Below are 22,581 nucleotides of genomic sequence, written 5' to 3' on the forward strand. Positions count from 1 at the left end.
TGGCATATTCGCCTCCTAAACGCATCATGTCATTCGATGTGTCCGGAAAACCGGGGGAAGCCCACTCAGCTCAAAGCCGACTCCTCGAAGTTGGCTTTTTTATGCGCGTACGGCATGCCAGAGTCAAGGCCAGCTACACACCCAGCGGTAAATCCGCATGCTTGAGGGTGCGCAGCACAAAGCTCGACTGGCTGTGCCGTATACCCTTGATCTTGTAGAGCTTCTCACGCAGCAAGCGCTCATAGTCGCGGGTGTCTTTGACGACCACGCGCAGCAGGTAGTCGTACTCGCCGGAGACCAGGTGCGCCTCCACCACCTCGGGGATGGTGGCCAGCAACTCACCAAACTTCTCCAAGGTGTTGTCACTGTGGCTGTCGAGGGTGACCATCACCAACACCGTATCGCCCAGACCCAGCGCCTGCGGCGACAGCCGCACCGAATAGCCCTGGATCACGCCTGCCTCTTCCATCTTCTTGATGCGGCCCCAGCAGGGCGAGGCGCTCAAGCCCACCGCCTGGCCAATCTCCTGCAGGCTGGCCCGGCTGTTGTGCTGCAGCTGGCGGAGTATTTTGCGGTCCAACGTATCGAGAAGCATGATTTTCTGCACCGGTCTTAAATTTAGAATATTTTTCTATATTAATGCGATGAACTCAGAAAAACAAAATATTTTTTGCCAGCCAAACCTGCATACTTTCTGCATCGAAACACTTTTACCGAAGCCTCTTTCTGGCAGAGCCTGCTTACCGGCAGCCCCTCTCTCCACCAGCCCCCAGGCGGTTACCGCTGCCATGGGGGCTGTTGCATTGCGGCGCTCAGGCAGGGCTGGTTATGTAACAAAACTATTGCATTTGCGCATCTGTTTCCCTGTGTGGACTGCGCTCGCTCCGTGGCATAGTGGCGCCCTGGAACAACAACAGGCCGCCCTCTATGCGTTGAAGAGTTTGGAGATCAGCGCAAAAGACCGGTCGATAAACAGCTATGTTTAAGCGACTCAACGAACTGTCTGAAAGCCATGGCGCCTTGCGCGCGGGCCAGGGCATGGTGGCCGGCGTCATTGCGCTGATCCTGGCAGCCCTGTGCTTTTTGGGCGTGCTGGCCTTTCACTTCCCGCAGTACCTCACCACGCCGGAGCTGCGCCGCAGCTACAACGTCGACATGATGCGCCAGCTGCTGTTCTGGAGCATGGTGATCGCCGGAGGCCTGTCGGTGGCGCTGATCGTGCTGGGCCGCGTCCGCTGGCTGGCCGCCTCTGCATTTGGCCTGGTGGTGCTGTCAGCGCTGCTGGGCGGCCACAAGGTGCCGGTCGGCAGCTTTGCCACCAATACACCCTACATCGGCCTGGACTGGTTCATTCTGGATCTGCTGGGCAGTGCGCTGATCTTCATCTTCATCGAAAAGCTGTTTGCGCTGCGCAAGGACCAGCCCGTCTTCCGGCCCGAGTGGCAAACCGATTTCCACCACTTCCTGGTCAACCACATGGTGGTGGGCTTTGTGCTGCTGGCCACCAACCTGATGGTGCACCAGTTCTTTGGCTGGGCCGCCCATGACGGCATCCGGGGCTGGGTGGCCAACCTGAACTTCTGGGTCGCGCTGTTCCTCATCATCCTGGTGGCCGATCTGGTGCAGTACTGGACGCACCGCGCCTACCATGAAGTGCCCTTGCTCTGGCGTATCCACGCGGTACACCACAGCGTCAAAAGCATGGACTGGCTGGCAGGCTCGCGCCAGCACATTCTGGAGCTGCTGATCACCCGCACCCTGGTGCTGGCCCCCATCTATGTGCTGGGCTTCAGCAAGGAGGTGATCGATGCCTACATCATCATCGTCGGCTTCCAGGCGGTGTTCAACCACGCCAATGTCAGCGTGCGGCTGGGCCCGCTGCGCTATATCATCGTCACGCCCAACTTCCACCACTGGCACCATAGCCAGGATGCCGAGGCGCTGGACAAGAATTACGCCGCCCATTTCGCCTTTTTGGATTACCTGTTCGGCACCGCCGTCAAGAGCGATAAAGTCTGGCCTACCGATTACGGTGTGCTGGGCGACTATGTGCCCAACGGCTTTTTCAAGCAGCTGAAGTTTCCCTTCACCTGGAAGGGCTGAGCACACAAACGCTCAACCCGATTGCTTTCACCACCGATGTCATTTCCTCCCCATTTTCGCGCCCAGGCCATGGTGCTGGCCGCCGGCCGGGGCGAGCGCATGCGCCCGCTGACCGACCACACGCCCAAGCCCCTGCTCCCCGTGCAAGGCAAGCCGCTGATGCAGTACAGCATGGAGCAGCTCGCCCGCGCCGGCGTGCAGCGCCTGGTCATCAACACCGGCTGGCTGGGCCAGCAGGTGGCCGATACCTGGCCCGCAGCGCCGGCCATGGCTCAGCTGGGCAGCGAGCAGCTGCAAATTGCCTATTCCCGCGAGGACCTGGATTTTGGCGGTGGTATCGAGACCAGCGGCGGCATCAGCCGCGCACTGCCGGCGCTCGACGATGCCTTCTGGCTGGTCTCGGGCGATGTCTTCATCCCCGGCTTTCCGTTTGATGAAGCCCTGCGCCAGCGCTTTGCGCAGAGCAATGACCTGGCCCATCTCTGGCTGGTGCCCAATGCCCCCCACCACCCCAAGGGCGACTTTGTGCTGACAGTCGAAGGCCGGGCCGAGAACCCCGCTGCGGACGACCCGCGCCCGCGCCTGACCTACTGCTCGGTCGCGCTGCTGAAAAAAACCTTGTTCCGCGCGCCCTACTGCGACATTCCGGCGGGCAACCCGCAAGGTACCAAGATGCCGCTGGTGCAGCAGTTGCGCGCAGCGATGCAGGCAGGCCGCTGCAGCGCCAGCCGCTATGACGGTACCTGGGTGGATGTGGGCACCGTCGAGCGCCTGCGGGCCATTGGCGGCTGACCGGCCAACAGCCCTGCTGCTGTCGTCACCGTGACAAAAGCAGCAGTCGTTGCCACTGCATCTATATAGACTTTATATTTATTTATCAACCATTTAAATCGAAAGCACTCTGCTTGAGCGATAAATCAGCTAAATGACATCATAAAAACCCCAATAGCGAATGGAGAGACCTTGCCCACAATGCGAAACGCAGGCGGGCTTCCGCAGGCGCTTATAAAACCATTCGGCACAGCCGGGGAGACACGTCATGCAGATGAAGACATTGGCCTGGGGGATTGGGCTTGCGATGGGCCTGATGGCCGCAGGGCCCGCATTGGCGCAGACAACGATGCGCATCAGCATCTCGGTCGCCCAGAATTCGCACCAGGGCGTGGCCATTGACACCTTTGCCAAAGAAGTGGAGCAGCGCACCGGCGGCCGCTACAAGATCCAGACTTTCTACAACGGCGCGCTGGGCGGCGAGCGCGAATCGATCGAAGCGGTGCAATTGGGCACGCAGGAGCTGGCCTTCAGCTCCAGCGGCCCGGTGCCCAACTTTGTGCCCGAGACCAAGATCCTCGATGTGCCCTTTCTGTTCCGCGACAAGGCGCATGCCCGCGCGGTGCTCGATGGCCCCATTGGCAATGAGCTGCTGGCCAAGTTCGACAGCAAGGGCTTCAAGGCACTGGCCTGGGCAGAGAACGGCTTTCGCCACATGACCAACTCCAAGCGCGCGATCAACAGCCCAGACGACACCAAGGGCCTGAAGATGCGCACGATGGAGAACCCCGTGCACATCCAGGCCTACAAGGCGCTGGGCATCATCACCACCCCGATGGCCTTCCCCGAGGTGTTCACCGCACTGCAGCAGGGCACGGTCGATGGCCAGGAAAACCCATTGCCGGTCATCACCTCGGCCAAGTTTGACCAGGTGCAAAAACACCTGAGCCTGACCGGTCACGTGTACTCGCCCTGCATTCTGGTGATGAACAAGGCCGCCTACGACAAGCTCAGCGCCGACGACAAGACCGCATTTGTGCAAGCCGCCCAGGCCGCCACCAAGGCCAACCGCGCCCGTGTGGACCAGGACGACACCAACGGCGTGGCCGAGCTGCGCGCCAAGGGCATGCAGGTGGTCGAGAACGTCGACAAGGCCAAGTTTGTCGCGACCTTGACGAAGACCAATGCCGACTTCGAGAAGCAGTTCGGCAAGGCCAACCTCGACCGCATCCGCAACTTCCAATAAGCGCTGCGTCCGGAAAGCTGCCCGCAGCTTTCCATCGCAGCCCTCCCCTCGCCTCCCGCCTCACTGCTGACGCCCCAACCGGCGCCAGCAGTTGCTGTGTCAACCCGCGCAAGGACGGTGGCGCCAGGCGGCATTGCATGCGCCTGCCCACCCCGGTCACCATGAAAAACGCATTTCTTGCTTTCGAGCGCTGGACATCGGGCATCGCCATGGCCGGCGCCTGCCTGATGCTGGCCATCGCATCCACGCTGGGCATGTTCCAGATCATCACCCGCTTTGTGCTCGAAGAGCCCGCCGAATGGACCGAAGTGCTGATCCGCTTCAGCCTGATCTGGATGGTGTTTCTCGCGATTCCGATGGCCTTCCGCCAAGGCGCAATGGTCAGCGTCGATGTCTTGAAGCGATGGGCTCCGCCAGCACTGCGCCGCCTGCTCAGCGGCTTGGTCTGCATCGCCACCCTGGTGCTGCTGGCCGTGCTGATCTGGTGGGGCTGGGACTATGCCCGCCGTGGCGGCGTGCAGACCATGGCCGGGCTGGAATCGCTGTCCATGTTCTGGGCCTACCTGGCCGTGCCTGTGGGCGCGCTGTTTGCCGTGTTTGGCGTCATCGGCAACCTGCTCGAACCCCAAAACACCGAACTGGAGAACGCACAATGACCGCCGTGATGCTTTCCACGATGGTGCTGTGCTTTGCGCTCACCGTCTCTGTCGCCGTTTCCATCGGCCTGGCGTCGGTCCTGGGCATCCAGGCCAGCAATGCCAATATGCTCATCTCCGTCAAGGAGATGTTTGGCGCGATCAATAAATTTCCGCTCGCCGCGATTCCGTTTTTCATTCTGGCCGGCAACCTGATGGAGACCGGTGGCATCTCGCGCCGCCTGGTCGAGTTTGCCAAGAGCATTGTGGGCGGCGTCCAGGGCGGGCTGCCGATGACCTGCGTGCTCACCTGCATGATCTTTGCAGCGGTCTCGGGCTCCTCGGTCGCCACCACCTTTGCGATTGGCGCCATCCTGATCCCTGCTCTCATCAAGCACGGCTACCCCAAGAGCTATGCGGCCGCGCTGCAAGCGACCAGCGCCGAGTTGGGGGTCATCATCCCGCCTTCGATTCCGATGATTCTCTATGGCGTCAGTGCCGAGGTGTCGATTGGTGAGCTGTTCATTGCCGGCTTTGGCCCCGGGCTGCTGATCAGTGCGGCACTGATGGTCTTTGTCTGGGCCTATTGCAAGTACAAGGGCTGGGGCAAGAACGATGGCGAAGGCCGGCTGGGCTTTGGCAAGGCCGCGCTGCAGGCGGGTTGGGCGCTGTTGATGCCGGTGATCATCCTGGGCGGCATCTATGGCGGGGTCTTCACCCCCACCGAGGCCTCGGCCGTGGCCGTGTTCTATGCACTGATCGTGGGCATGCTGATCTACCGCGAGATCAGGATCCGGGACCTGTATGCGATTCTCCGCAAATCGGCGATCTCCTCGTCGATCATCATGTTCATCATTGCCAATGCGGGTCTGTTCGCGTTCCTCATCACCCGTGCCGGGGTGCCCGATGCCATCGGCCACTGGCTGGAACAGGTGCTGCAGAGCCCAGCCATGTTCCTGCTGGGCGTCAATGCCGCACTGTTCATCATCGGCATGTTCATCGAGACCAGCGCGGCCATCATCGTGCTGGCCCCGATCCTGGCGCCGGTGGCCATGCACTTTGGCATCGACCCGGTGCATTTCGGCCTGATCATGGTGGTGAACCTGGCGCTGGGCATGATCACGCCGCCGTTTGGCGTCAACCTGTTTGCCGCCTGCACGGTGGCCCGTATATCGCTCGACCAGATCATCAAACACCTGCTGCCCTTTGTCGGGGTGATCCTGCTGTGCCTGATGGTGATCACCTATGTCCCGGGCATATCGCTGGCCTTGCGCGACCTGGTCTACCGCTGATCCGGCCCCCCCTGCATCGCTGAGCCACCGCCCGCCGGTGGCTTTTTTGCGTGTTGGCCGACCCTTTTGCGGGCGCAAGCGGCCAGTTGCCGCTAAAATCGCCGCAGTCAGGAGAGAGTCGCCCCCGTTGTACCCCAACGCGCAGCGCGGCCGCCGAAGGCGCAGGCTACTGCAGATGCAGCTGCTGAACGCTCAGGCAAAAGGACTGGCCCCGCCGCGCAGCTTAGGCCTGCCGGCGTTCCCAGCTGGAGAGAGGTGGCGCCTGGACGCCATCCACCGAAGGAGCAAGCCCCCAGGCCTCAAAGCGGCGGGTGAATCTCTCAGGTAAAGCGGACAGCAGGGCAAACAGCGTGCAACCGGCAACGGCTGCATGCCTTGATATTTGCCCTGGAGAGTCCATGTCCGCCAACGCATCCGCCCTGCTGTCCACCCCTTTGAACGCCCTGCACATCGAGCTCGGCGCCCGCATGGTGCCCTTTGCCGGCTATTCCATGCCCGTGCAGTACCCGCAAGGCCTGATCGCCGAACACAAGCACACCCGCACTGCGGCGGGCTTGTTTGATGTCTCCCACATGGGCCAGCTGCGCCTGATCGGCCCCGACGCCGCAGCCGCCTTTGAAACCCTGGTGCCCGTCGATGTGGTCGACCTGGCCATTGGCAAGCAGCGCTACGGCCTGCTGCTCAATGACGAGGGCGGCATCGTCGATGACCTGATGTTCTTCCGCGTCTCGGAGCAGGAGCTGTTCGTCATCGTCAACGGCGCCTGCAAGGTCGCAGACATTGCACTGATCCGCGAACGCATCGGCCAACGCTGCCAGGTGCTGCCGCTGCCCGACCAGGGCCTGCTGGCCTTGCAAGGCCCCCAGGCCGCCACCGCGCTGGCCCGCCTGGCGCCCGGTGTCGACAAGCTGGTGTTCATGACCGGTGGCGATTTTGATGTTGACGGCATCGCCTGCTTCATCACCCGCAGCGGCTATACCGGCGAAGACGGTTTCGAGATTTCGGTGGCCGGCCACGAGGCCGAGGCGCTGGCCCGCAAGCTGCTGGCCCAGCCCGAAGTGCAGCCCATTGGCCTGGGCGCGCGCAACTCGCTGCGCCTGGAAGCGGGTCTGTGCCTCTACGGCAGCGACCTCGATGCCACCACCACCCCACCCGAAGCCGGCCTGAACTGGGCCATCCAGAAGGTGCGCCGCACTGGCGGCGCGCGCACAGGCGGCTTCCCCGGTGCTGACAAGGTGCTCGCGCAGATCGACACCCCCGCCAGCCTGACCCGCAAGCGCGTTGGCCTGGTGGCGCAAGAGCGCATTCCGGTGCGCGAGCAGGTCGAGATCCGCAACCTCGATGGCCGGGTCGTCGGCGTGACCACCAGCGGCCTGCTGGCCCCGACCATCGACAAGCCGATTGCGATGGCCTACGTAGAGCCCGCTTTGGCAGCCATCGGCACACAGCTGCATGCGATGGTGCGCGGCAAAGCGGTTCCCGTCGAGGTGGTGGCCATGCCTTTTGTCCCTCCGCGCTATTTCCGCGGCTAAAGTAGCTGCTGGGTGCGGCGGTCCGCACCCGCATGAGCACAATTCAAGCCTACAAAACTGGAGTATTCCTATGACGATCAAGTTCTCCCGCGACCACGAATGGATCAACAGCGCCGACACCAATGCCGCCATCGTCGGCATCACCGTCCATGCGCAAGACGCGCTGGGCGATGTGGTGTTTGTCGATCTGCCTGAAGTCGGCGCCTCCTTCAACCAGGGCGATGTCGCCGGTGTAGTGGAGTCCGTCAAGGCCGCCGCTGACGTCTTCATGCCTGTGACAGGCGAGATCGTCGAAGTCAACGAAGCACTGCGCAACGACCCGTCGCTCGCCAACTCCGACCCGCTCAACACCGGCTGGTTCTTCAAGGTCAAGCTCAGCGATGTGGCCCAGCTCGACGCGCTGCTGGACGAGACCGCCTACAACGACTTCGCCGCCAACGCCTGATGGCCCGGCCCTGCTGCTGGCCTGCTGCTTATCATGCAGGCCGCCAGCAGGATCTTTAAGCCCAGGAGGCCCCGGCCTCCTCCCCTTTTTTCCTTTTCCTCGCTGCCAGCGCTCTTTGATACCGCGCCAGCCGTAACCCATCCATTTACACCGAGTCGGACCATGCTGATGCCCTCCAAAGAGCCCCTTGCCGCGCTGGAAAATGCCAGTGAATTCATCGCCCGCCACATTGGCCCGGACAGTGCTGACGAAGCCAGCATGTTGGCGGCCCTGGGCCTGCCCTCGCTCGACGCGCTCATCGACAAGGTGCTGCCTGCCTCCATCGTGCGCAGCAAGCCCATGGATCTGCCCGAGCCGGTGACCGAGGCGGCTGCGCTGGCCGAGCTCAAGGCCCTGGCCAGCAAGAACCAGGTGCTCAAGAGCTTTATCGGCCAGGGCTACTACGGCACCCTCACGCCCGGCGTGATTCTGCGCAACATCCTCGAGAACCCCGCCTGGTACACCGCCTACACGCCTTACCAGGCCGAAATCTCGCAAGGCCGCATGGAAGCGCTGGTCAACTTCCAGACCATGGTCTGCGACCTGACCGGCATGCCCATCGCCAACGCCTCGATGCTGGACGAAGCCACCGCCGCTGCCGAGGCCATGACCCTGGCCAAGCGGTCGGTCAAGTCCAAGAGCAACCGCATTGTGCTGGCAGGCGATCTGCATCCCCAGACCATTGAAGTCATCCAGACCCGTGCCGCGCCACTGGGCCTGGAGGTGCTGGTGGCCAACAGCAAGGACGAATGGGATGCAGCGCTGGCCGGCGAGCTGTTTGCCGCCGTCATCCAGTACCCCGCTTCCAGCGGCTGGATCGTGGACTGGAAGGCCGATGTCGACGCTATCCACGCCAAGCAGGCTGCCGCGATTGTGGCCACCGATCTGCTGGCGCTGACCTTGATCACGCCTCCCGGCGAATGGGGTGCCGACATCGTCGTGGGCAACAGCCAGCGCTTTGGCATGCCCATGGGTGCCGGCGGCCCGCACGCTGCCTTCATGGCCTGCCGCGATGACTACAAGCGCTCCTTGCCCGGCCGCCTGGTGGGGGTCAGCGTCGATGTGCATGGCAACCCGGCCTACCGCCTGGCGCTGCAGACGCGCGAGCAGCACATCCGCCGCGAAAAAGCCACCTCCAATATCTGTACCGCCCAGGTGCTGCCGGCCGTGATCGCCAGCATGTACGCGGTCTACCACGGCCCGGCCGGCCTCAAGCGCATTGCCCAGCGCGTGGCACGCCTTACCGCTATCCTGAGCCGTGGCCTGGCGCAGCTGGGCTTTAGCGCCCGCCACCATGACAGCGCTTTCGACACCCTGTCGCTGCACACCCAGGGCGCCACCGATGCCATTCTGGCCCGTGCGCTGGCCCAGGGCGTCAACCTGCGCAAGGCCTGGAACGACTACCTCTGCATCAGCCTGGACGAAACCTCCAGCCGCGCCGATGTGGAACTGCTGTGGCGCATCTTCGCCCAGCCCGGTCAGGCACTACCCAATATCGAGGCGATGGACGAAGGCAGCACCTCGCTGATCCCCGAAGGCCTGCTGCGCAGCAGCGCCTACCTGACCCACCCGGTGTTCAACACCCACCATTCCGAAACCGCGATGCTGCGCTACATCCGCAGCCTGTCGGACAAGGACCTGGCGCTGGACCGCAGCATGATCCCGCTGGGCAGCTGCACGATGAAGCTCAACGCGACCAGCGAGATGATCCCCATCACCTGGCCCGAGTTTGCCAACATGCACCCCTTCGCCCCGGCCGACCAGCTGCAAGGCTATGCGCTGCTCGATGCCCAGCTGCGCAAATGGCTGTGCCAGGCCACCGGCTACGCCGGCATCAGCCTGCAGCCCAATGCCGGCTCGCAAGGCGAATACGCCGGCCTGCTGGCCATCAAGGCCTACCACGCCTCCAAGGGCGAGTCGCACCGCAATATCTGCCTGATCCCCAGCAGCGCCCACGGCACCAACCCGGCCAGCGCGCAGATGGTGGGCCTGCAGGTGGTCGTCACCAAGTGCGATGAGAACGGCAACGTGGACATGGCCGACCTGCAGCTGGCCTGCGAAAAGCACAGCGCCAACCTGGCCTGCATCATGATCACCTACCCCAGCACGCACGGCGTGTTCGAGACCCAGGTGAAGGAGCTGTGCCAGCTGGTACACAGCCATGGCGGCCGCGTCTATGTGGACGGCGCCAACATGAACGCCCAGGTCGGCCTGGCCGCACCGGGCGAGTTCGGCGGCGATGTCAGCCACCTGAACCTGCACAAGACCTTCTGCATTCCCCACGGCGGCGGCGGCCCTGGTGTTGGCCCCGTCTGCGTGGTCGAAGACCTGGTGCCCTTCCTGCCAGGCCATGCCACGGCAGGGGTGCCTGGCAAAGTGGGCGCCGTCAGCGCCGCACCGCTGGGCAATGCCGCCGTGCTGCCGATCAGCTGGATGTACATCCGCATGATGGGCGAGCCCGGCCTCAAGCGCGCCACCGAGACCGCGATCCTGAATGCCAACTACATCAGCAAGCGCCTGGAAGCGTACTTCCCGACCTTGTACGCCGGTGAGCACGGCCATGTGGCCCACGAGTGCATTCTGGATCTGCGCCACTTCAAGGACAGCTGCGGCGTGATGGCCGAGGACGTGGCCAAGCGCCTGATCGACTACGGCTTCCATGCGCCAACCTTGTCGTTCCCGGTGCCCAACACCTTGATGGTGGAGCCCACCGAGAGCGAGAGCCTGTATGAGCTGGACCGCTTCATCGACGCGATGATCGCCATCCGTGGCGAGATCGCCGAGATCGAAGCGGGACGTGCCGCGCAGGATGACAACCTGCTCAAGAACGCGCCCCACACCGCCGAAACCCTGCTGGCCAGCGAGTGGAGCCATGGCTACAGCCGCGAGGCGGCCGCCTACCCTGTGCCTGCGCTGCGCCGCGCCAAGTACTGGAGCCCCGTAGGCCGTGTCGACAACGTCTATGGCGACCGCAACCTGTTTTGCAGCTGCGTGCCGCTGGAAAGCTACGGCACTTCGGCTTAAGTCTTAAGATAGCCTTCGGGCTTCTTCCGAAGCGACCCCACCGGGTCGCTTTTTTACGCCTTGGCAACTATCAGCAAAAATCAGCCCGGTACTGCACCCGAGCCCGGAGACTTCTCGGCATGGACACCCTTCTCATCATCGTCATTGGCGCGTCCCTCGCCGGCTTTGTGCAGGGCCTCTCGGGCTTTGGCTACAGCATGACCGCCATGGCCCTCTGGGCCTGGACCCTGGAGCCCTCGCTCGCGGCGGTGCTAGCGGTGTTTGGGGGTTTGTGCGGGCAGATCATCCAGGCGCTCAAGGTGCGGCGCGGTTTTGACTGGCACATGCTCTGGCCCTTCTTGCTGGGTGGGCTGTGCGGCCTGCCGTTGGGCCTGCGGCTGCTGCCCATGCTCGATGCCCAGCTGTTCAAGACCGTGCTGGGCGCGCTGCTGGTCATCTTTTGCCCGCTGATGGCCTTCTCTCACCGGCTAGGCCGCATCGCATCGGGCCCGCTCGGCCAGGGCCCCGGGCGCTCGCTGGCCAATGGCCTGGCCGGGCTGGCCGGTGGCGCGATGGCTGCGCTGGGTGGTTTCTCGGGGGTGGTGCCGACCTTGTGGTGCCAGATCACCGGCATGGCGCGCGATACCCAGCGCCAGGTGATCCAGAATTTCAACCTTACGATGCTGGCCGTCACCTTTGCCAGCTATGTGGCCACCGGCCTTGTCAGCCAGCGCATGCTGCCGCAGCTGGCAGTCGCCTTGCCGGCCATGGTGCTGCCCTCGCTGTGGGGTGCGCGGCTCTACGAGCGCATCAGCGATGTGGCCTTCAAGCGCGTCGTGCTGGGCCTGCTGACCTTGGCAGGTCTGGCCATGCTGGCCTCCAACTGGGCCTGAGCTGTTGCGCATAACCGACATGCGTCCAGCAGGCTCCCTCCCTGCGGCAGGAGAGCTGCTGCACCCACTCGTATAACAATTGTCAGAGCGGCTTCATGCCCTAGAAAAGGCGCTGCATGCGTCGGATAATCCTACCGGCCCCATTCAGCCCAGGCTGCCCATGTCCCCGCGCATCTCGCTCTGCGCCAGCGGACAGGCCCCGCTCCAGCCCATGCCTTCACGACGCCCCCTGACCCTTTTGACCGCTGCTGCCATGCCGTCCAATGGCCATGCCATGGACGGCATGGTTGCGGGCGGGCGCAGCCTGAGTACCTACCTGGTGCTGCTGATGCTCGCCGCAGCGCTGCCGATTCTGGCTGCCGGCATTTACACAGTGCAGCATGTGGCACAGTCCTACCGCGACAGCAGCCTCAACCGCATGCTCGACATCACCAGCAACCTGGGCCAGGCGGCAGAGGCGGACCTGCTCAGCAGAGCAAAAATGCTGCAGGCCCTGGGCGCCGATGGCAATCTCTCCAGCCCCCAGGCACTGGACAGATGGCTGCACCTGACAGGTATGGGCGAGGGCAGCAGTTTGATGCTCATCACCCCGGGCAACGCGAAGCCCGATATGGCCTCCTCCCATGCGCCTGCCTCGCTGGCCATCCCCCAGGAATGGGCCACACGGGCACTGCAAAATAGTGGCCCCAGTTTTTCTCAGCTGTTTTTTCAGAACCGCACACCTGTCATCGCAATGGCTGTGCGTATGCCCGCGGCATCGCAGCAGCTGCTGGTACTGACCAGTCCGCCTGCGGCGGTGGTGAGCACCGCACCGAGCCAGACCAGCGATGGCGTGTTGATCGCCATCACCGATGGACAGGGCCAGATTCTGGCCCGCTCTACGCAGGCAGAGCGTTTTATTGGCACCACCGTCCCCGATTGGGAGCGGCTCAAGGCCGTGGGGGCGCATCGGGGCAGCTTCGAAGCCCAGCGCGCCGATGATGGCGGCCAGGTGATTTTCAGCTTCTACCAACTGCCCAAAACACCCGGCTGGGTGGTGGTAGCTGGCGAGCCGCTGGAAGCCTTCAACGCCCGCTGGCAAAGACCGGTCATCGACATCGTGCTCGCCAGCCTGTTTGCACTGGCGATTGCCGGCCTGCTATGCGCCTGGGTCTCGCGCCAGTTGCTGCGGCCTATTCGGCAACTGACGATCAACGCACGCACGGGTGCGTCCTACGCCAGCGGCAGTGACGACGGCCCGGTTGTGCGGGTGCGGGAGTTTGAGATATTGCGCCACAGCCTGGCACAGTCGCGCGCGCAACTGGAGTTGACCTTGGCCGCGCTGGCCGCCAGCGAGCAGCGCGCCCGCACCCTGGCACATGCCGGGGCATCGGTGCAGTGGAGCCTGGATGCCAGAGGCCGTGCACTGGCCATCGTGGGCTGGGAGGCGCTGGGCGGCACACCCGATGCGCAAGCGCTGCAGCTGGGCTGGCTGCGCCATGTGCATCCGGAAGATGCCGCACAGTTGCAAGACCAGGCTCGGCAACTTTTGACGGACCAAAGCCATACCTTGGATGTGGAGCTGCGCCTGCGTACCCAGGATGGCAGCTGGCGCTGGATGCGCGCCCGAGGCGCCGCGATATTGGATGCGCAGCAGCGCATTGCCGAATGGCTGGGCGTGCTCGAAGACGTGGATGACCGCAAGCGGGCCCAGGCGGAGGTGGCCTACCTGGCGCTGCACGATCCCTTGACCGGCCTGCCTAACCGCAGCCTGCTCCAAAAGCCGATCACCACCCCAGGCGGCACCGCCGGCGCCCTGCTTTACCTGGATCTGGACCGGTTCAAGCAGGTCAATGACACCCTGGGCCACGCCACCGGCGACGCCCTGCTGCGCGCCGTGGCCGAGCGCCTGCGTGAGCTGCTGCGCGACACCGATCTGGTGGTGCGCATGGGTGGGGATGAATTCTGCATCGTGCAAAACGCTTCATCGGCGCAAGCGGCCGCAGGCCTGGCCCAGCGGGTGATCGATCGGCTCAGCGCGGACTATGAGATCGAGGGCCAGCGGGTCAGCATTGGTGTGTCGGTGGGCATTGCCTTGCTGACCCAGCCCTCGGACACCCAAGATCCGGACAGCCTGCTGCGCAAGGCCGACATGGCGCTCTACCAGGCCAAGCAGCAGGGCCGGGGGCGCTATGCCTTCTATACCGACATGCTGGCCAGCGGCAGCCAATAACAAGCCAGCCGTTGCGCGCGCAGAAAAGAAAAGCCAGCACGACGGCTGGCTGACTTGCGCTATCCCTGCTGGCTACCTGCCCCGAATATAGGTGTTCACCGCACGGTTGTGCTCTTCCAGGCTCTCGCTGAAATGGCTGCTGCCATCGCCTTTGGCAACAAAGTACAGCGCCTTGGTGTTTTCCGGCTGGATGGCGGCCATCAGGGAGGCCTTGCCCGGCATCGCGATCGGCGTGGGCGGCAGGCCGGCGCGGGTATAGGTGTTCCAGGGCGTATCGGTCTGCAGATCGCGCTTGCGCAGATTGCCGTCAAATTTCTCACCCAGTCCGTAGATGACGGTCGGGTCGGTCTGCAGCAGCATGCCAATGCGCAGGCGGTTGATGAAGACGCCCGCCACCATCGCGCGGTCCTCGGCCTTGCCGGTTTCCTTCTCGACAATGCTGGCCAGGGTCAGCAGATCCTGGGGGGTCTTGAGCGGGCTGTCTGAAGGGTTCAGCGACCAGACCGCTTCAAGCCGCTTGTCCATCGCCAGCATGGCGCGGCGCATCAAGGCTAGATCGCTGCTGCCCTTGGAAAAGGCATAGGTGTCGGGGAAAAACCGCCCCTCCGCAGGCACATCGGGCCGGCCCAGCGCCGCCATGATCTCTTCCGGAGTCATCGCGGCGCTGTCGTGGCGCAGATGCTCTTCCCTGGCCATGGCCGCGCGCATCTGGCGCAGGTTCCAGCCTTCGACAATGGTCAGCACGCGCTGGCTGTCTTCACCACGCACCAGGCGCGCCAGCAGGCTGCGCGGCGAGGTGCCGGCGGGTATCTCGTAGTTGCCTGCGCGGATCTTGCGGTCCTGCCCCGAGATTCGGAACCACCAGTACAGCAGATCCGGGTTCACCTCGATGCCCACGGCCTGCACGGCCTGTGCCACCGCACGGGGCGAAGTGCCGGGCTCTATCTCCAGCTCCACCGTCGGGCTGCCCTTGCCCAGCACCAGCGGCTGGTTCAACCAGAAATAGCCAGCACCGGCTGCAGCCAGCATCACCACCACGATCAATGTCAATAAACGCTTCACAACCCTACCGCCTCAGTGCCATGGAGCGAGCATCATAATTCACCCCATGACTCAAGCATTCCAGGGACACCTTTCGCTCCAGCATTTGGGCGTCATCCGCGCCGAGGGCGCCGATGCGGCCAGCTTTTTGCAGGGCCAGCTCAGCCATGATGTGCAGTTGCTGCCCGTGGGCCAGGCCAGGCTGGCGGCCTTTCTGTCAGCCAAGGGCCGCATGCAGGCCAGCTTTATCGTCATCAAGCGCAGCGCAGAAGAGTTCTGGTTGCTCACCAGCCGCGATGTGCTGCCCGCCACGCTCAAGCGCCTGTCGATGTTTGTGCTGCGTGCCAAGTGCAAGCTGAGCGATGCCACCGAGGCCGTGCAATTGCTCGGCCTGGCCGGTGATGCCGTGCCCGCCGAAGCGCGCAACCTGTCGCCCTGGCAAGTGCTGGCGCTGGAGGATGCCTCCGTCGTGCGCCTCTATGCTGCCGAGGGCGAAAGCCGCGCCCTGCTCGCCGCCCCTGCGGGCAGCGCGCTGCCCGCGCAGATCACGGACAGTCCAGCCATCGCGCCTGAGACCTGGCAGCTGTCCATGGTGCAAGCCGGTGTGCCGCTGATCACCACGCCGGTGGTGGATGCCTTTGTGCCGCAGATGCTGAACTTTGAATCGGTCGATGGCGTGAGCTTCAAAAAAGGCTGCTACCCCGGCCAAGAAGTGGTGGCACGCAGCCAGTTCCGTGGCACGCTCAAGCGCCGCATGTACCGGCTGGCCTCGGCCACCCAGCCCCAGCCCGGCCAGGAAGTCTTTGCCGCCAGCGACGACAGCCAGCCCGTGGGCACCGTAGTGCAATCGGCCGCCAGCGCATCGGGCTTTGAAGCGCTGGTTTCGATGCAGATTGCAGCGGCCAGTGAGCCTTTGCACCTGGGAAGCAGCAGCGGCGCGGCTTTGCAGCTACTCAGCCTGCCTTATGCCTTGAAGGAAGACATCTGATTTGTGAACTCCTAAGACACTAGTAACTGTCTGCTTCATCACAAATACGACAATTTCCCAGGCAAAAACCGTCCCTCTGCAGCCGTTACAGAATTTTTATGGCATTTGCGCAGCAATTTGCTAAAATTGCGGGACTTTGCAAGCAGGAGCCGCCCAAGCAGCCCCTGCAAGCACGACGGAACAACTACTCAAGCGCATCTTGACCATCACACTTGCCGGGTCTGGGAAACCAGACCCGGCTTTTTATTGGCCAAGTTATCAGGCCGCTGCATAGCGCCATTGATGGCCGCTAGCAGCCATCCATCGGTCAACGCAGGGTTTTCTGCATCGAGATGTGGGCGATCCCCGCCTCCTCATAGGGCTCGCCCACTACCGTGAAGCCGGCGCGGCGGTAGAAGTTCTCGGCCGTGCGCTGCGCATGCAACTCCACCTGCCGCTTGCCCTGGCGTGCAGCGGCATCGACCAAGGCATCGAGCACCTGGCGGCCCAGGCTGCCGCCGCGCAAGGGCTTGGCCACGGCCATGCGGCCAATGCGCATCCCGTCGGCGCGGTGTTCTTCCTGCGCGCTGGGCAGCATGCGGCCGGTGGCCACACACATACCCAGGCCATTGAGCGCCACCGCATGCAGCGAGCTCACATCAAAGGCATCGGCCTCGATCTCGGCAGGAATGCCCTGCTCGCGCACAAAGACCTGCATGCGCAGGCGCATTGCTTCCTGGCCCAGCACATTCCAGCTGCCGGTCTTCAGCTCCACCATCTCTTCGCCCGCTTCAAAGCGCTGCACCATGCTGCGGTAGGCATCGGGCAATGGCTGGGGCTGCTGCGCAGCATCGGCAAACACATAGACCATGGTCGCCGTGGCCAGCAACGTGCCTGCGCAATAGATGGCCGCCTCGTACTGTACCGAGGTGTTGCCCAGCTTGGCCACGCGCAGGCCGATGTCGATCACATCATCAAGGCGTGCCGAGGCATGAAACTCCAGCTGCGAGGCGCGCAGAAACAGCTCGCCGCCCAGGCGCTGCATGCCCTCTTCATAAGGCACGGCCAGCTGGCGCCAGTACTCGGACATCGCAATATCCACATAGCTCAGGTAATGGGCATTGAAAACCACCTTCTGCAGATCGACCTCGGACCAGCGCACGCGCTGGCGGCTGCGGCAGCGGAAATCGGCCAGGCTTTGGGCGGGGGTGGCAAACAGGGTCTGGGAGGTGCTCATGGTGTTGTCGCTGTTCTAAAAATTGGCAATCAAGAAACGCTCTGGCTGCAGGGCCGCACTCAGTCAAAAGCGGCGCGCAGCGCCTGGGCCATCTGCGCATGGCAGGCCCGCGCTTCCTTGAGCGCGCGGCCCATTTTCACAAACTCATGGGCCACGCCGGCATAGGTGTGCAGCTCCACATCGATGCCAGCAGCGCGCAAGCGCTCGGCATACATGACACCCTCGTCCACCAGCGAATCGCATTGCGCCAAGTGGATGCTGGCAGGGGCCAGGCCGCGCAGATCCGGCGCCAGCAACGGCGCAAAACGCCAGTCTTCGCGGTCGGCCAGCGAGCGCAGGTAGTTGCTGAACATCCAGCTGATCATCGGCTTGGTGAGGATCGGGCCCTCGCTGTAGCGGGCATGCGAAGGCGTGTCTTGGTGGGCGGCGCAACCGGGGTAGATCAGCAGCTGCAAGGCCAGGTCGATACCGGCATCGCGCGCCAGGATGGCGTTGACCGCCGCCAAGGTGCCGCCTGCGCTGTCACCACCGACAGCCACCCGGCCGGTATCGGCTCCGAGCGACATGCCCTCTGCCACCAGCCACTGCAAGGCGTCCCAGGCATCGTTGCTGGCGGTGGGAAAGCGGTGCTCGGGCGCCAGCCGGTAGTCCACCGATACGACCATGCAACCCGCTTGATGCGCCAACTCGCGGCACAGCGTGTCATGCGTGTCCACACTGCCGATCGTGAAGCCGCCACCATGGGTGAACAGCAAGACCGGTTGCAGCGGGTCCCAGCTGGCGGCATAGAGCCGTGCCGGTATCTGAAAACCATCGCGCGCAGGGATGTGCAAATCCTCGACACGCGCCAGCGCCGGCTTGGTAATCTCCAGCACCCCGGCGCCGATGCCATAGGCCTGGCGCGCCTGCTCCACCGTCATCTCCCACATGGGGGTGTGCTGGGCGCGGGCCATGCGCTCGACGACGCTGCGCATCGTGGGGGTCAGCTCTGCGACCACATCGGCAGGCATGGGCAGTTCGGCGGGGAGATGGGCTTTGGAGCGGGGTGAGGCGTCAGACATAGATCGTTGCCCAGCCAGCGGGCATGGGCGCAATTCAGGGACAAGGCCGGCTGATTATCAGCCATTGCCCATTCACAACGGGGCATGTCAGTCACATAGGGACCCTCTGCAAAACTCCCTGCCGTGGTCTGAACGCGGGCTCGGGCGATCCGCTGCGTTGTCTTCCTTGTCAATAGCTCGCTATTGACTGCAAAAGACGCCTTGCGGCTCATCCCGATCCGCGTCCATCCCGCTGGGCGAGGGTTTTGCAGAGCATCCCTAGGAAAAAAGGCCCTGCCAACTTGGCAGAGCCTTCTTTCACCTATGCCGGATTCCGAGCTTAGCTACTCAAAGCGCAGTTCCACCGGTTCTGCGCTTGGTAGCCCCTTGTATTCGACCCGGATCTGCTGGCCGGGCTGGGGCGGCATCAGCGCCGAGTACGAACCCAGACTGATCCAGTCGCCCACCTTGAGCCGCTGCCCTTCGGCCTTCAGGGCCTGCGCCAGCCAGACCACGGCATTGAGCGGCTGGCCCATCAGATCTCCGCCGCGCCCGCCGCCCAGCCGCGTGCCACTTTGGTCGGTGACATCGACCTGCATGCTCTGCAGCGCATTCAGGAGCGCGTAGCGCTCGGCTCGGAACTGCGGCACGGCCATGGCCTTGCCCATCACGCCCATGCGGGCGCCGACATTCATCGCTTCCACGGCTGCGCCATCGAGCTGCGCCGGGTTCTCCACCACCAGGTCGGGCAGTTCGACAAAGGGGACGATGCGGTCAATGTTGTTGAGCACCTGCAGCGGCGTGGTGGCGCGGTTGATGGCGCTGCTGGAGACGCGCACCAACATGTCCGCCTCAAACATGGGGCGCGCACCAAAGGCGGCAGGCACCGTACTGCGGTTAGGCAGCAGGGCGCCCTCATACAGCACGCCCCATACCGGTTTGTCGGTCTGAAAGCGCTTTTGCATGGCCGCGCTGGTCAGCCCGGCCTTGTAGCCAATGGGCCTCTTGCCCTGGGCCAGCCAGGCGGCATTGAGCTTGTTGCGGCTGCATTTGCCATCGGCCTCGGTCATCGCTGCGGCTGCGGGCACGGGCTGCTTGGCCTCGTAGGCCTGCAGCCACTGCGCGACCTGGGCATCATCGAGGCAAGCGGCCTGGGCCATGCCACTTCCGGCGGCCAGACCGGCGGCCAGCCAGAGCGGGGAGAGACGTAAACGCAAAGCGGTGTGCATCATCCAAAGTCTCCTGTTCCAAGAACCTGTTCTGAATGCGGTTGTGTAGACCGCCCCGGGCACCAACATACCACCCGTACCGCAGGGCCTGACTAGGGAAAGCGCGCAGCCGGCGCGGCCCATCGACCTTCGGCCCTGTTTGCTTGATGCAGGTCATGCCGCCATAGCCACAAAGCAACAGACGCTATAGTATTTGCATGACCCACCTGCAATAGGAGACCCAACATGCGCACTGTTTATGAGCCGGCCAGCGCCGTGCAAGCCCATGTTCTGCAGGACGTGCTGCGCCAGCACGGCATCACTAGCTTTGTCAGCGGTGAGCACCTGCAAGGGGCCATTGGCGAGCTGCCCGCCGGCAGCCTGGTGCGGCTGCTAGTCGACGACGCCGATTGGGCACCGGCCCGCCGCGCGCTGGAAGAATGGGAGCGCGCGCCGCTGATCGACGATGCCGAGCTGGCCCTGGCCGACCCCAGCCTGGCCGAGCAGGCGCCGGCTGAGCCCCGCCATGATCCGCGCTTTGACCTGGCCTGCGACCCGCGCGAGCGCGCCAGCGCTGATCGGGACGGCGAACAGGAAGCCTACAGCGATGCCCGGCGCTGGTACCCCTGCTGGTGGGCCGGCGCTGCGGCATTGCTGGCCTTGTGCCTGCACTATCTACTTGGTGGCGTGCCGCAGCCGGATGCCGCTGGCGGTGCCGGTGCAGCCGAGCAGGTACAGCAGGCAGCCGATGCCGCATCGGACAAGGACGAAGGCCAGCGCGCAGAACCATCCGGCAGCCGCTGAACGACCGCCCATCCCGACATCTGGCCTCCAGATAAAGTATCAAATACAGATACCTTCCCGGCATAAAAATCACACAAGAATCTAAATTTCAGCACCTGCTGCAGCGTGCTGCAGACAATCGCCTCGTTGCAAATCGCAGCAACCCCGCACGCGGTCCGGCCTGCAAATGGCCGCAACCGCGCCGCGCCAATGCGATGATGACACCCGAGGAGAATTTGAGAGATATGAACGCCCCACTTCCAGCGCCCCTGGCCCCTGCGCTCAGCGCCCTGTCCACCCTGCCGGCACTGTTTGCCTACCGTTGCACCAACACCCCCGAGCGCGAAGCCTACCGCTGGTTTGATACGGCGACGAATGCCTGGCAGTCATTCAGCTGGGCAGAGATGCAGACCCAGGTCACCCGCTGGGGCCAGGCACTGCAAGGCCTGCAGCTGGCGCGCGGCGCACGCATTGCTACCTTGCTGACCCACAGCGTGCATGCGATCTGCATTGACCAGGCGGGCATGGCGCAGGCCTGCGCCACCGTGCCGCTGCATGCCAATGACAACCCCGGCAATATCGCCTTTATCCTGGCCGATGCGGGCGCCTCGCTGCTGCTCATCAACCGCCTGGAAACCTGGGAGCAGATTGTGGCCACCGGCACGCCACTGCCCGCGCTGCGCTGCGTGGTGATCGACGACCCGCAGCAGGCGCCCATCCCGGTTCTGGCCGGCAGCGAAGGCCTGCCGCGCCTGGTCCGTTTGCAGGACTGGCTGGCCGAGGCCGATGGCAGCAGCATCCCGTCGCAAGCACACCAAGCGCCAGAAGCGCAGGACATGGCCGCCATCGTCTACACCAGCGGCACCACCGGCAAACCCAAGGGCGTGATGCTCAGCCACCAGAATGTGCTGAGCGATGTCAAAGCCGTGCTCGGCCGCGTCGTGCCGACGCAGGACGATGTCTTTCTGTCCTTTCTGCCGGTCTCGCACACCTTTGAGCGCAGTTGCGGCTACTACCTGCCGATGGCAGTCGCCAGCACCGTGGTCTATGCCCGCTCGGTCGCGCTGCTGGCCGAGGACATGCTCAGCATCCGCCCGACCATCCTGGTGTCGGTGCCCCGCATCTACGAACGCATCTACGCCAAGATCCAGGAAAAGCTCGCCAAGTCGGCCTTCAAGCGCGCGCTGTTTGCGGCCGCCGTCTCCAAAGGCTGGGCCCGCCACTGCCAGGCCCATGGCCTGGCCAATACCGATGCGCCGCAAGGCGGCTGGGCGCGCTGGCTGCCCTGGTCGCTGCTGCAAAAGAAGGTGGCCCAGCCGATTCTGGATTTGTTTGGCGGCCGGCTGCGCATTGCAGTGACGGGTGGCGCGGCCATTCCCTCGGTGGTATCGCACAGCTTTTTGGGCCTGGGCCTGAATGTGCTGCAAGGCTTTGGCATGACGGAGACCTCGCCGGTGCTGACCGCCAACTCGCTGCAGCACAACGACCCCTCCACCGTGGGCAAGCCGCTCGACGGCATGGAAGTGCGCGTTGGTGAGAACAAGGAGCTGCAGGCACGCGGCCCCAACATCATGATGGGCTACTGGGGCCGCCCGGAAGACACGCGCCTGGCCTTTACCGACGACGGCTGGCTGCGCACCGGAGACCAGGCCGAGCTGGTCGATGGCGAGGTACGCATTGTGGGCCGCATCAAGGAGATCATCGTCACGGCCACCGGCGAGAAGGTTCCGCCCTCGGACATCGAGCAGGCGCTCTGCGCCGATCCGCTGTTCGAGCAGAGCTTCGTCGTCGGCGAGCACCAGCCCTTTATCGCCTGTGTGGCCGTGGTCAACCGCGAAGAATGGAAGCAACTGGCCGGCAGCCTGGGCCTGGACCCGGACAACAGCGTCAGCCTGCAGGCCAGCGCCGTGCGCAAAATTGCACTGGAGCGCATCACCGCGCAATGCCAGGGCTTGGCCAAATATGCGGTGCCGCGGGCCGTCTACCTGGTCAGCGAGCCCTGGACCATCGACAACGGCCTGATGACCCCGACCCTGAAGCTGCGCCGCCCGCAGCTGATGCAGAAGTTTGCCACCGAAATCGCGAATATCTACGCCAAGTAAATTGCCGCACCAGCATGCAAAAACCGCCGATG

General features: G+C 63.9%; 19 protein-coding genes and 2 riboswitches. Of the genes, 14 read left to right on the forward strand and 5 right to left on the reverse strand.

All coding sequences use genetic code 11. The features are described from left to right. Positions 1-133: 133 nt before the first annotated feature. On the reverse strand, positions 134-595 hold the full coding sequence (locus LPW39_RS02190) for an Lrp/AsnC family transcriptional regulator (RefSeq protein WP_043341700.1): 462 nt from the start codon (positions 593-595) through the stop codon (positions 134-136). Between LPW39_RS02190 and LPW39_RS02195 the strand changes: the two genes are divergently transcribed. The 11 genes from LPW39_RS02195 to LPW39_RS02245 all read left to right on the forward strand — a co-directional run bounded on the left by LPW39_RS02195 (position 594) and on the right by LPW39_RS02245 (position 14,171). Beyond that, entirely contained in the window at positions 594-986 is a 393-nt protein-coding gene (locus LPW39_RS02195; RefSeq protein ID WP_230770965.1) for a hypothetical protein, read from the forward strand. The two genes, LPW39_RS02190 and LPW39_RS02195, sit on opposite strands and share 2 nt — an antisense overlap. Then, complete coding sequence (locus LPW39_RS02200) at positions 979-2,103, forward strand: sterol desaturase family protein (protein WP_230770968.1); 1,125 nt, start codon at positions 979-981, stop codon at positions 2,101-2,103. The genes LPW39_RS02195 and LPW39_RS02200 overlap by 8 nt, the downstream gene beginning before the upstream one ends. A gap of 36 nt (positions 2,104-2,139) precedes the next feature. Continuing rightward, positions 2,140-2,895: a nucleotidyltransferase family protein gene (locus tag LPW39_RS02205; RefSeq protein WP_230770970.1), complete on the forward strand. Its 756-nt coding sequence runs from the start codon at positions 2,140-2,142 to the stop codon at positions 2,893-2,895. Positions 2,896-3,142: 247 nt separating this feature from the next. Beyond that, positions 3,143-4,120, forward strand: a complete 978-nt coding sequence (locus LPW39_RS02210) for a TRAP transporter substrate-binding protein (RefSeq protein ID WP_230770972.1) — start codon at positions 3,143-3,145, stop codon at positions 4,118-4,120. 161 nt (positions 4,121-4,281) lie between these two features. After that, the gene (locus LPW39_RS02215; protein ID WP_230772864.1) at positions 4,282-4,776 is read left to right on the forward strand and encodes a TRAP transporter small permease; all 495 of its coding nucleotides are present in this window, start codon (positions 4,282-4,284) and stop codon (positions 4,774-4,776) included. After that, complete coding sequence (locus tag LPW39_RS02220) at positions 4,773-6,047, forward strand: TRAP transporter large permease (protein ID WP_230770974.1); 1,275 nt, start codon at positions 4,773-4,775, stop codon at positions 6,045-6,047. Before LPW39_RS02215 ends, LPW39_RS02220 begins: the two co-directional genes overlap by 4 nt. Before the next feature lie 98 nt (positions 6,048-6,145). Further along, positions 6,146-6,265: riboswitch (glycine riboswitch) on the forward strand. 17 nt (positions 6,266-6,282) lie between these two features. Further along, positions 6,283-6,394: riboswitch (glycine riboswitch) on the forward strand. A 51-nt stretch (positions 6,395-6,445) separates the two neighbouring features. Continuing rightward, entirely contained in the window at positions 6,446-7,579 is a 1,134-nt protein-coding gene (gene gcvT, locus LPW39_RS02225) for a glycine cleavage system aminomethyltransferase GcvT (RefSeq protein ID WP_230770976.1), read from the forward strand. A 70-nt stretch (positions 7,580-7,649) separates the two neighbouring features. Beyond that, positions 7,650-8,024: a glycine cleavage system protein GcvH gene (gene gcvH / locus LPW39_RS02230; protein WP_133855538.1), complete on the forward strand. Its 375-nt coding sequence runs from the start codon at positions 7,650-7,652 to the stop codon at positions 8,022-8,024. 162 nt (positions 8,025-8,186) lie between these two features. Then, positions 8,187-11,087, forward strand: coding sequence for an aminomethyl-transferring glycine dehydrogenase (gcvP, locus tag LPW39_RS02235; RefSeq protein ID WP_230770978.1), 2,901 nt, complete (start codon positions 8,187-8,189; stop codon positions 11,085-11,087). 119 nt (positions 11,088-11,206) lie between these two features. Next, positions 11,207-11,959 (forward strand): sulfite exporter TauE/SafE family protein, encoded by a 753-nt coding sequence (locus LPW39_RS02240; protein ID WP_230770980.1) that lies wholly within the window; start codon positions 11,207-11,209, stop codon positions 11,957-11,959. A gap of 211 nt (positions 11,960-12,170) precedes the next feature. Then, positions 12,171-14,171, forward strand: a complete 2,001-nt coding sequence (locus LPW39_RS02245; protein ID WP_230770982.1) for a diguanylate cyclase domain-containing protein — start codon at positions 12,171-12,173, stop codon at positions 14,169-14,171. A 72-nt stretch (positions 14,172-14,243) separates the two neighbouring features. Here the strand turns inward: LPW39_RS02245 and mltG are convergent, their stop codons facing one another. Further along, entirely contained in the window at positions 14,244-15,233 is a 990-nt protein-coding gene (gene mltG, locus LPW39_RS02250) for an endolytic transglycosylase MltG (protein WP_330166583.1), read from the reverse strand. Between the two features lie 46 nt (positions 15,234-15,279). On the opposite strand from mltG, the gene ygfZ reads away from it, so the two are divergent. Next, positions 15,280-16,200 (forward strand): CAF17-like 4Fe-4S cluster assembly/insertion protein YgfZ, encoded by a 921-nt coding sequence (gene ygfZ / locus LPW39_RS02255; protein ID WP_230770984.1) that lies wholly within the window; start codon positions 15,280-15,282, stop codon positions 16,198-16,200. A gap of 307 nt (positions 16,201-16,507) precedes the next feature. Here the strand turns inward: ygfZ and LPW39_RS02260 are convergent, their stop codons facing one another. The 3 genes from LPW39_RS02260 to LPW39_RS02270 all read right to left on the reverse strand — a co-directional run bounded on the left by LPW39_RS02260 (position 16,508) and on the right by LPW39_RS02270 (position 19,685). After that, positions 16,508-17,416, reverse strand: coding sequence for a YbgC/FadM family acyl-CoA thioesterase (locus LPW39_RS02260; RefSeq protein WP_230770985.1), 909 nt, complete (start codon positions 17,414-17,416; stop codon positions 16,508-16,510). A 59-nt stretch (positions 17,417-17,475) separates the two neighbouring features. After that, positions 17,476-18,426, reverse strand: coding sequence for an alpha/beta hydrolase (locus LPW39_RS02265; protein ID WP_456236972.1), 951 nt, complete (start codon positions 18,424-18,426; stop codon positions 17,476-17,478). Positions 18,427-18,800: 374 nt separating this feature from the next. Continuing rightward, positions 18,801-19,685 (reverse strand): 2-keto-4-pentenoate hydratase, encoded by an 885-nt coding sequence (locus LPW39_RS02270; protein WP_407928796.1) that lies wholly within the window; start codon positions 19,683-19,685, stop codon positions 18,801-18,803. Positions 19,686-19,910: 225 nt separating this feature from the next. Between LPW39_RS02270 and LPW39_RS02275 the strand changes: the two genes are divergently transcribed. Beyond that, a complete protein-coding gene (locus tag LPW39_RS02275) occupies positions 19,911-20,468 on the forward strand; it encodes a putative signal transducing protein (RefSeq protein WP_230770989.1) in 558 nt (185 codons plus the stop codon). A gap of 224 nt (positions 20,469-20,692) precedes the next feature. Next, positions 20,693-22,549, forward strand: coding sequence for an AMP-dependent synthetase/ligase (locus LPW39_RS02280; RefSeq protein WP_230770991.1), 1,857 nt, complete (start codon positions 20,693-20,695; stop codon positions 22,547-22,549). Positions 22,550-22,581 lie beyond the last annotated feature (32 nt).

The organism is Comamonas koreensis, assembly GCF_021026195.1.
Taxonomy (GTDB): Bacteria; Pseudomonadota; Gammaproteobacteria; order Burkholderiales; family Burkholderiaceae_C; genus Comamonas; species Comamonas koreensis.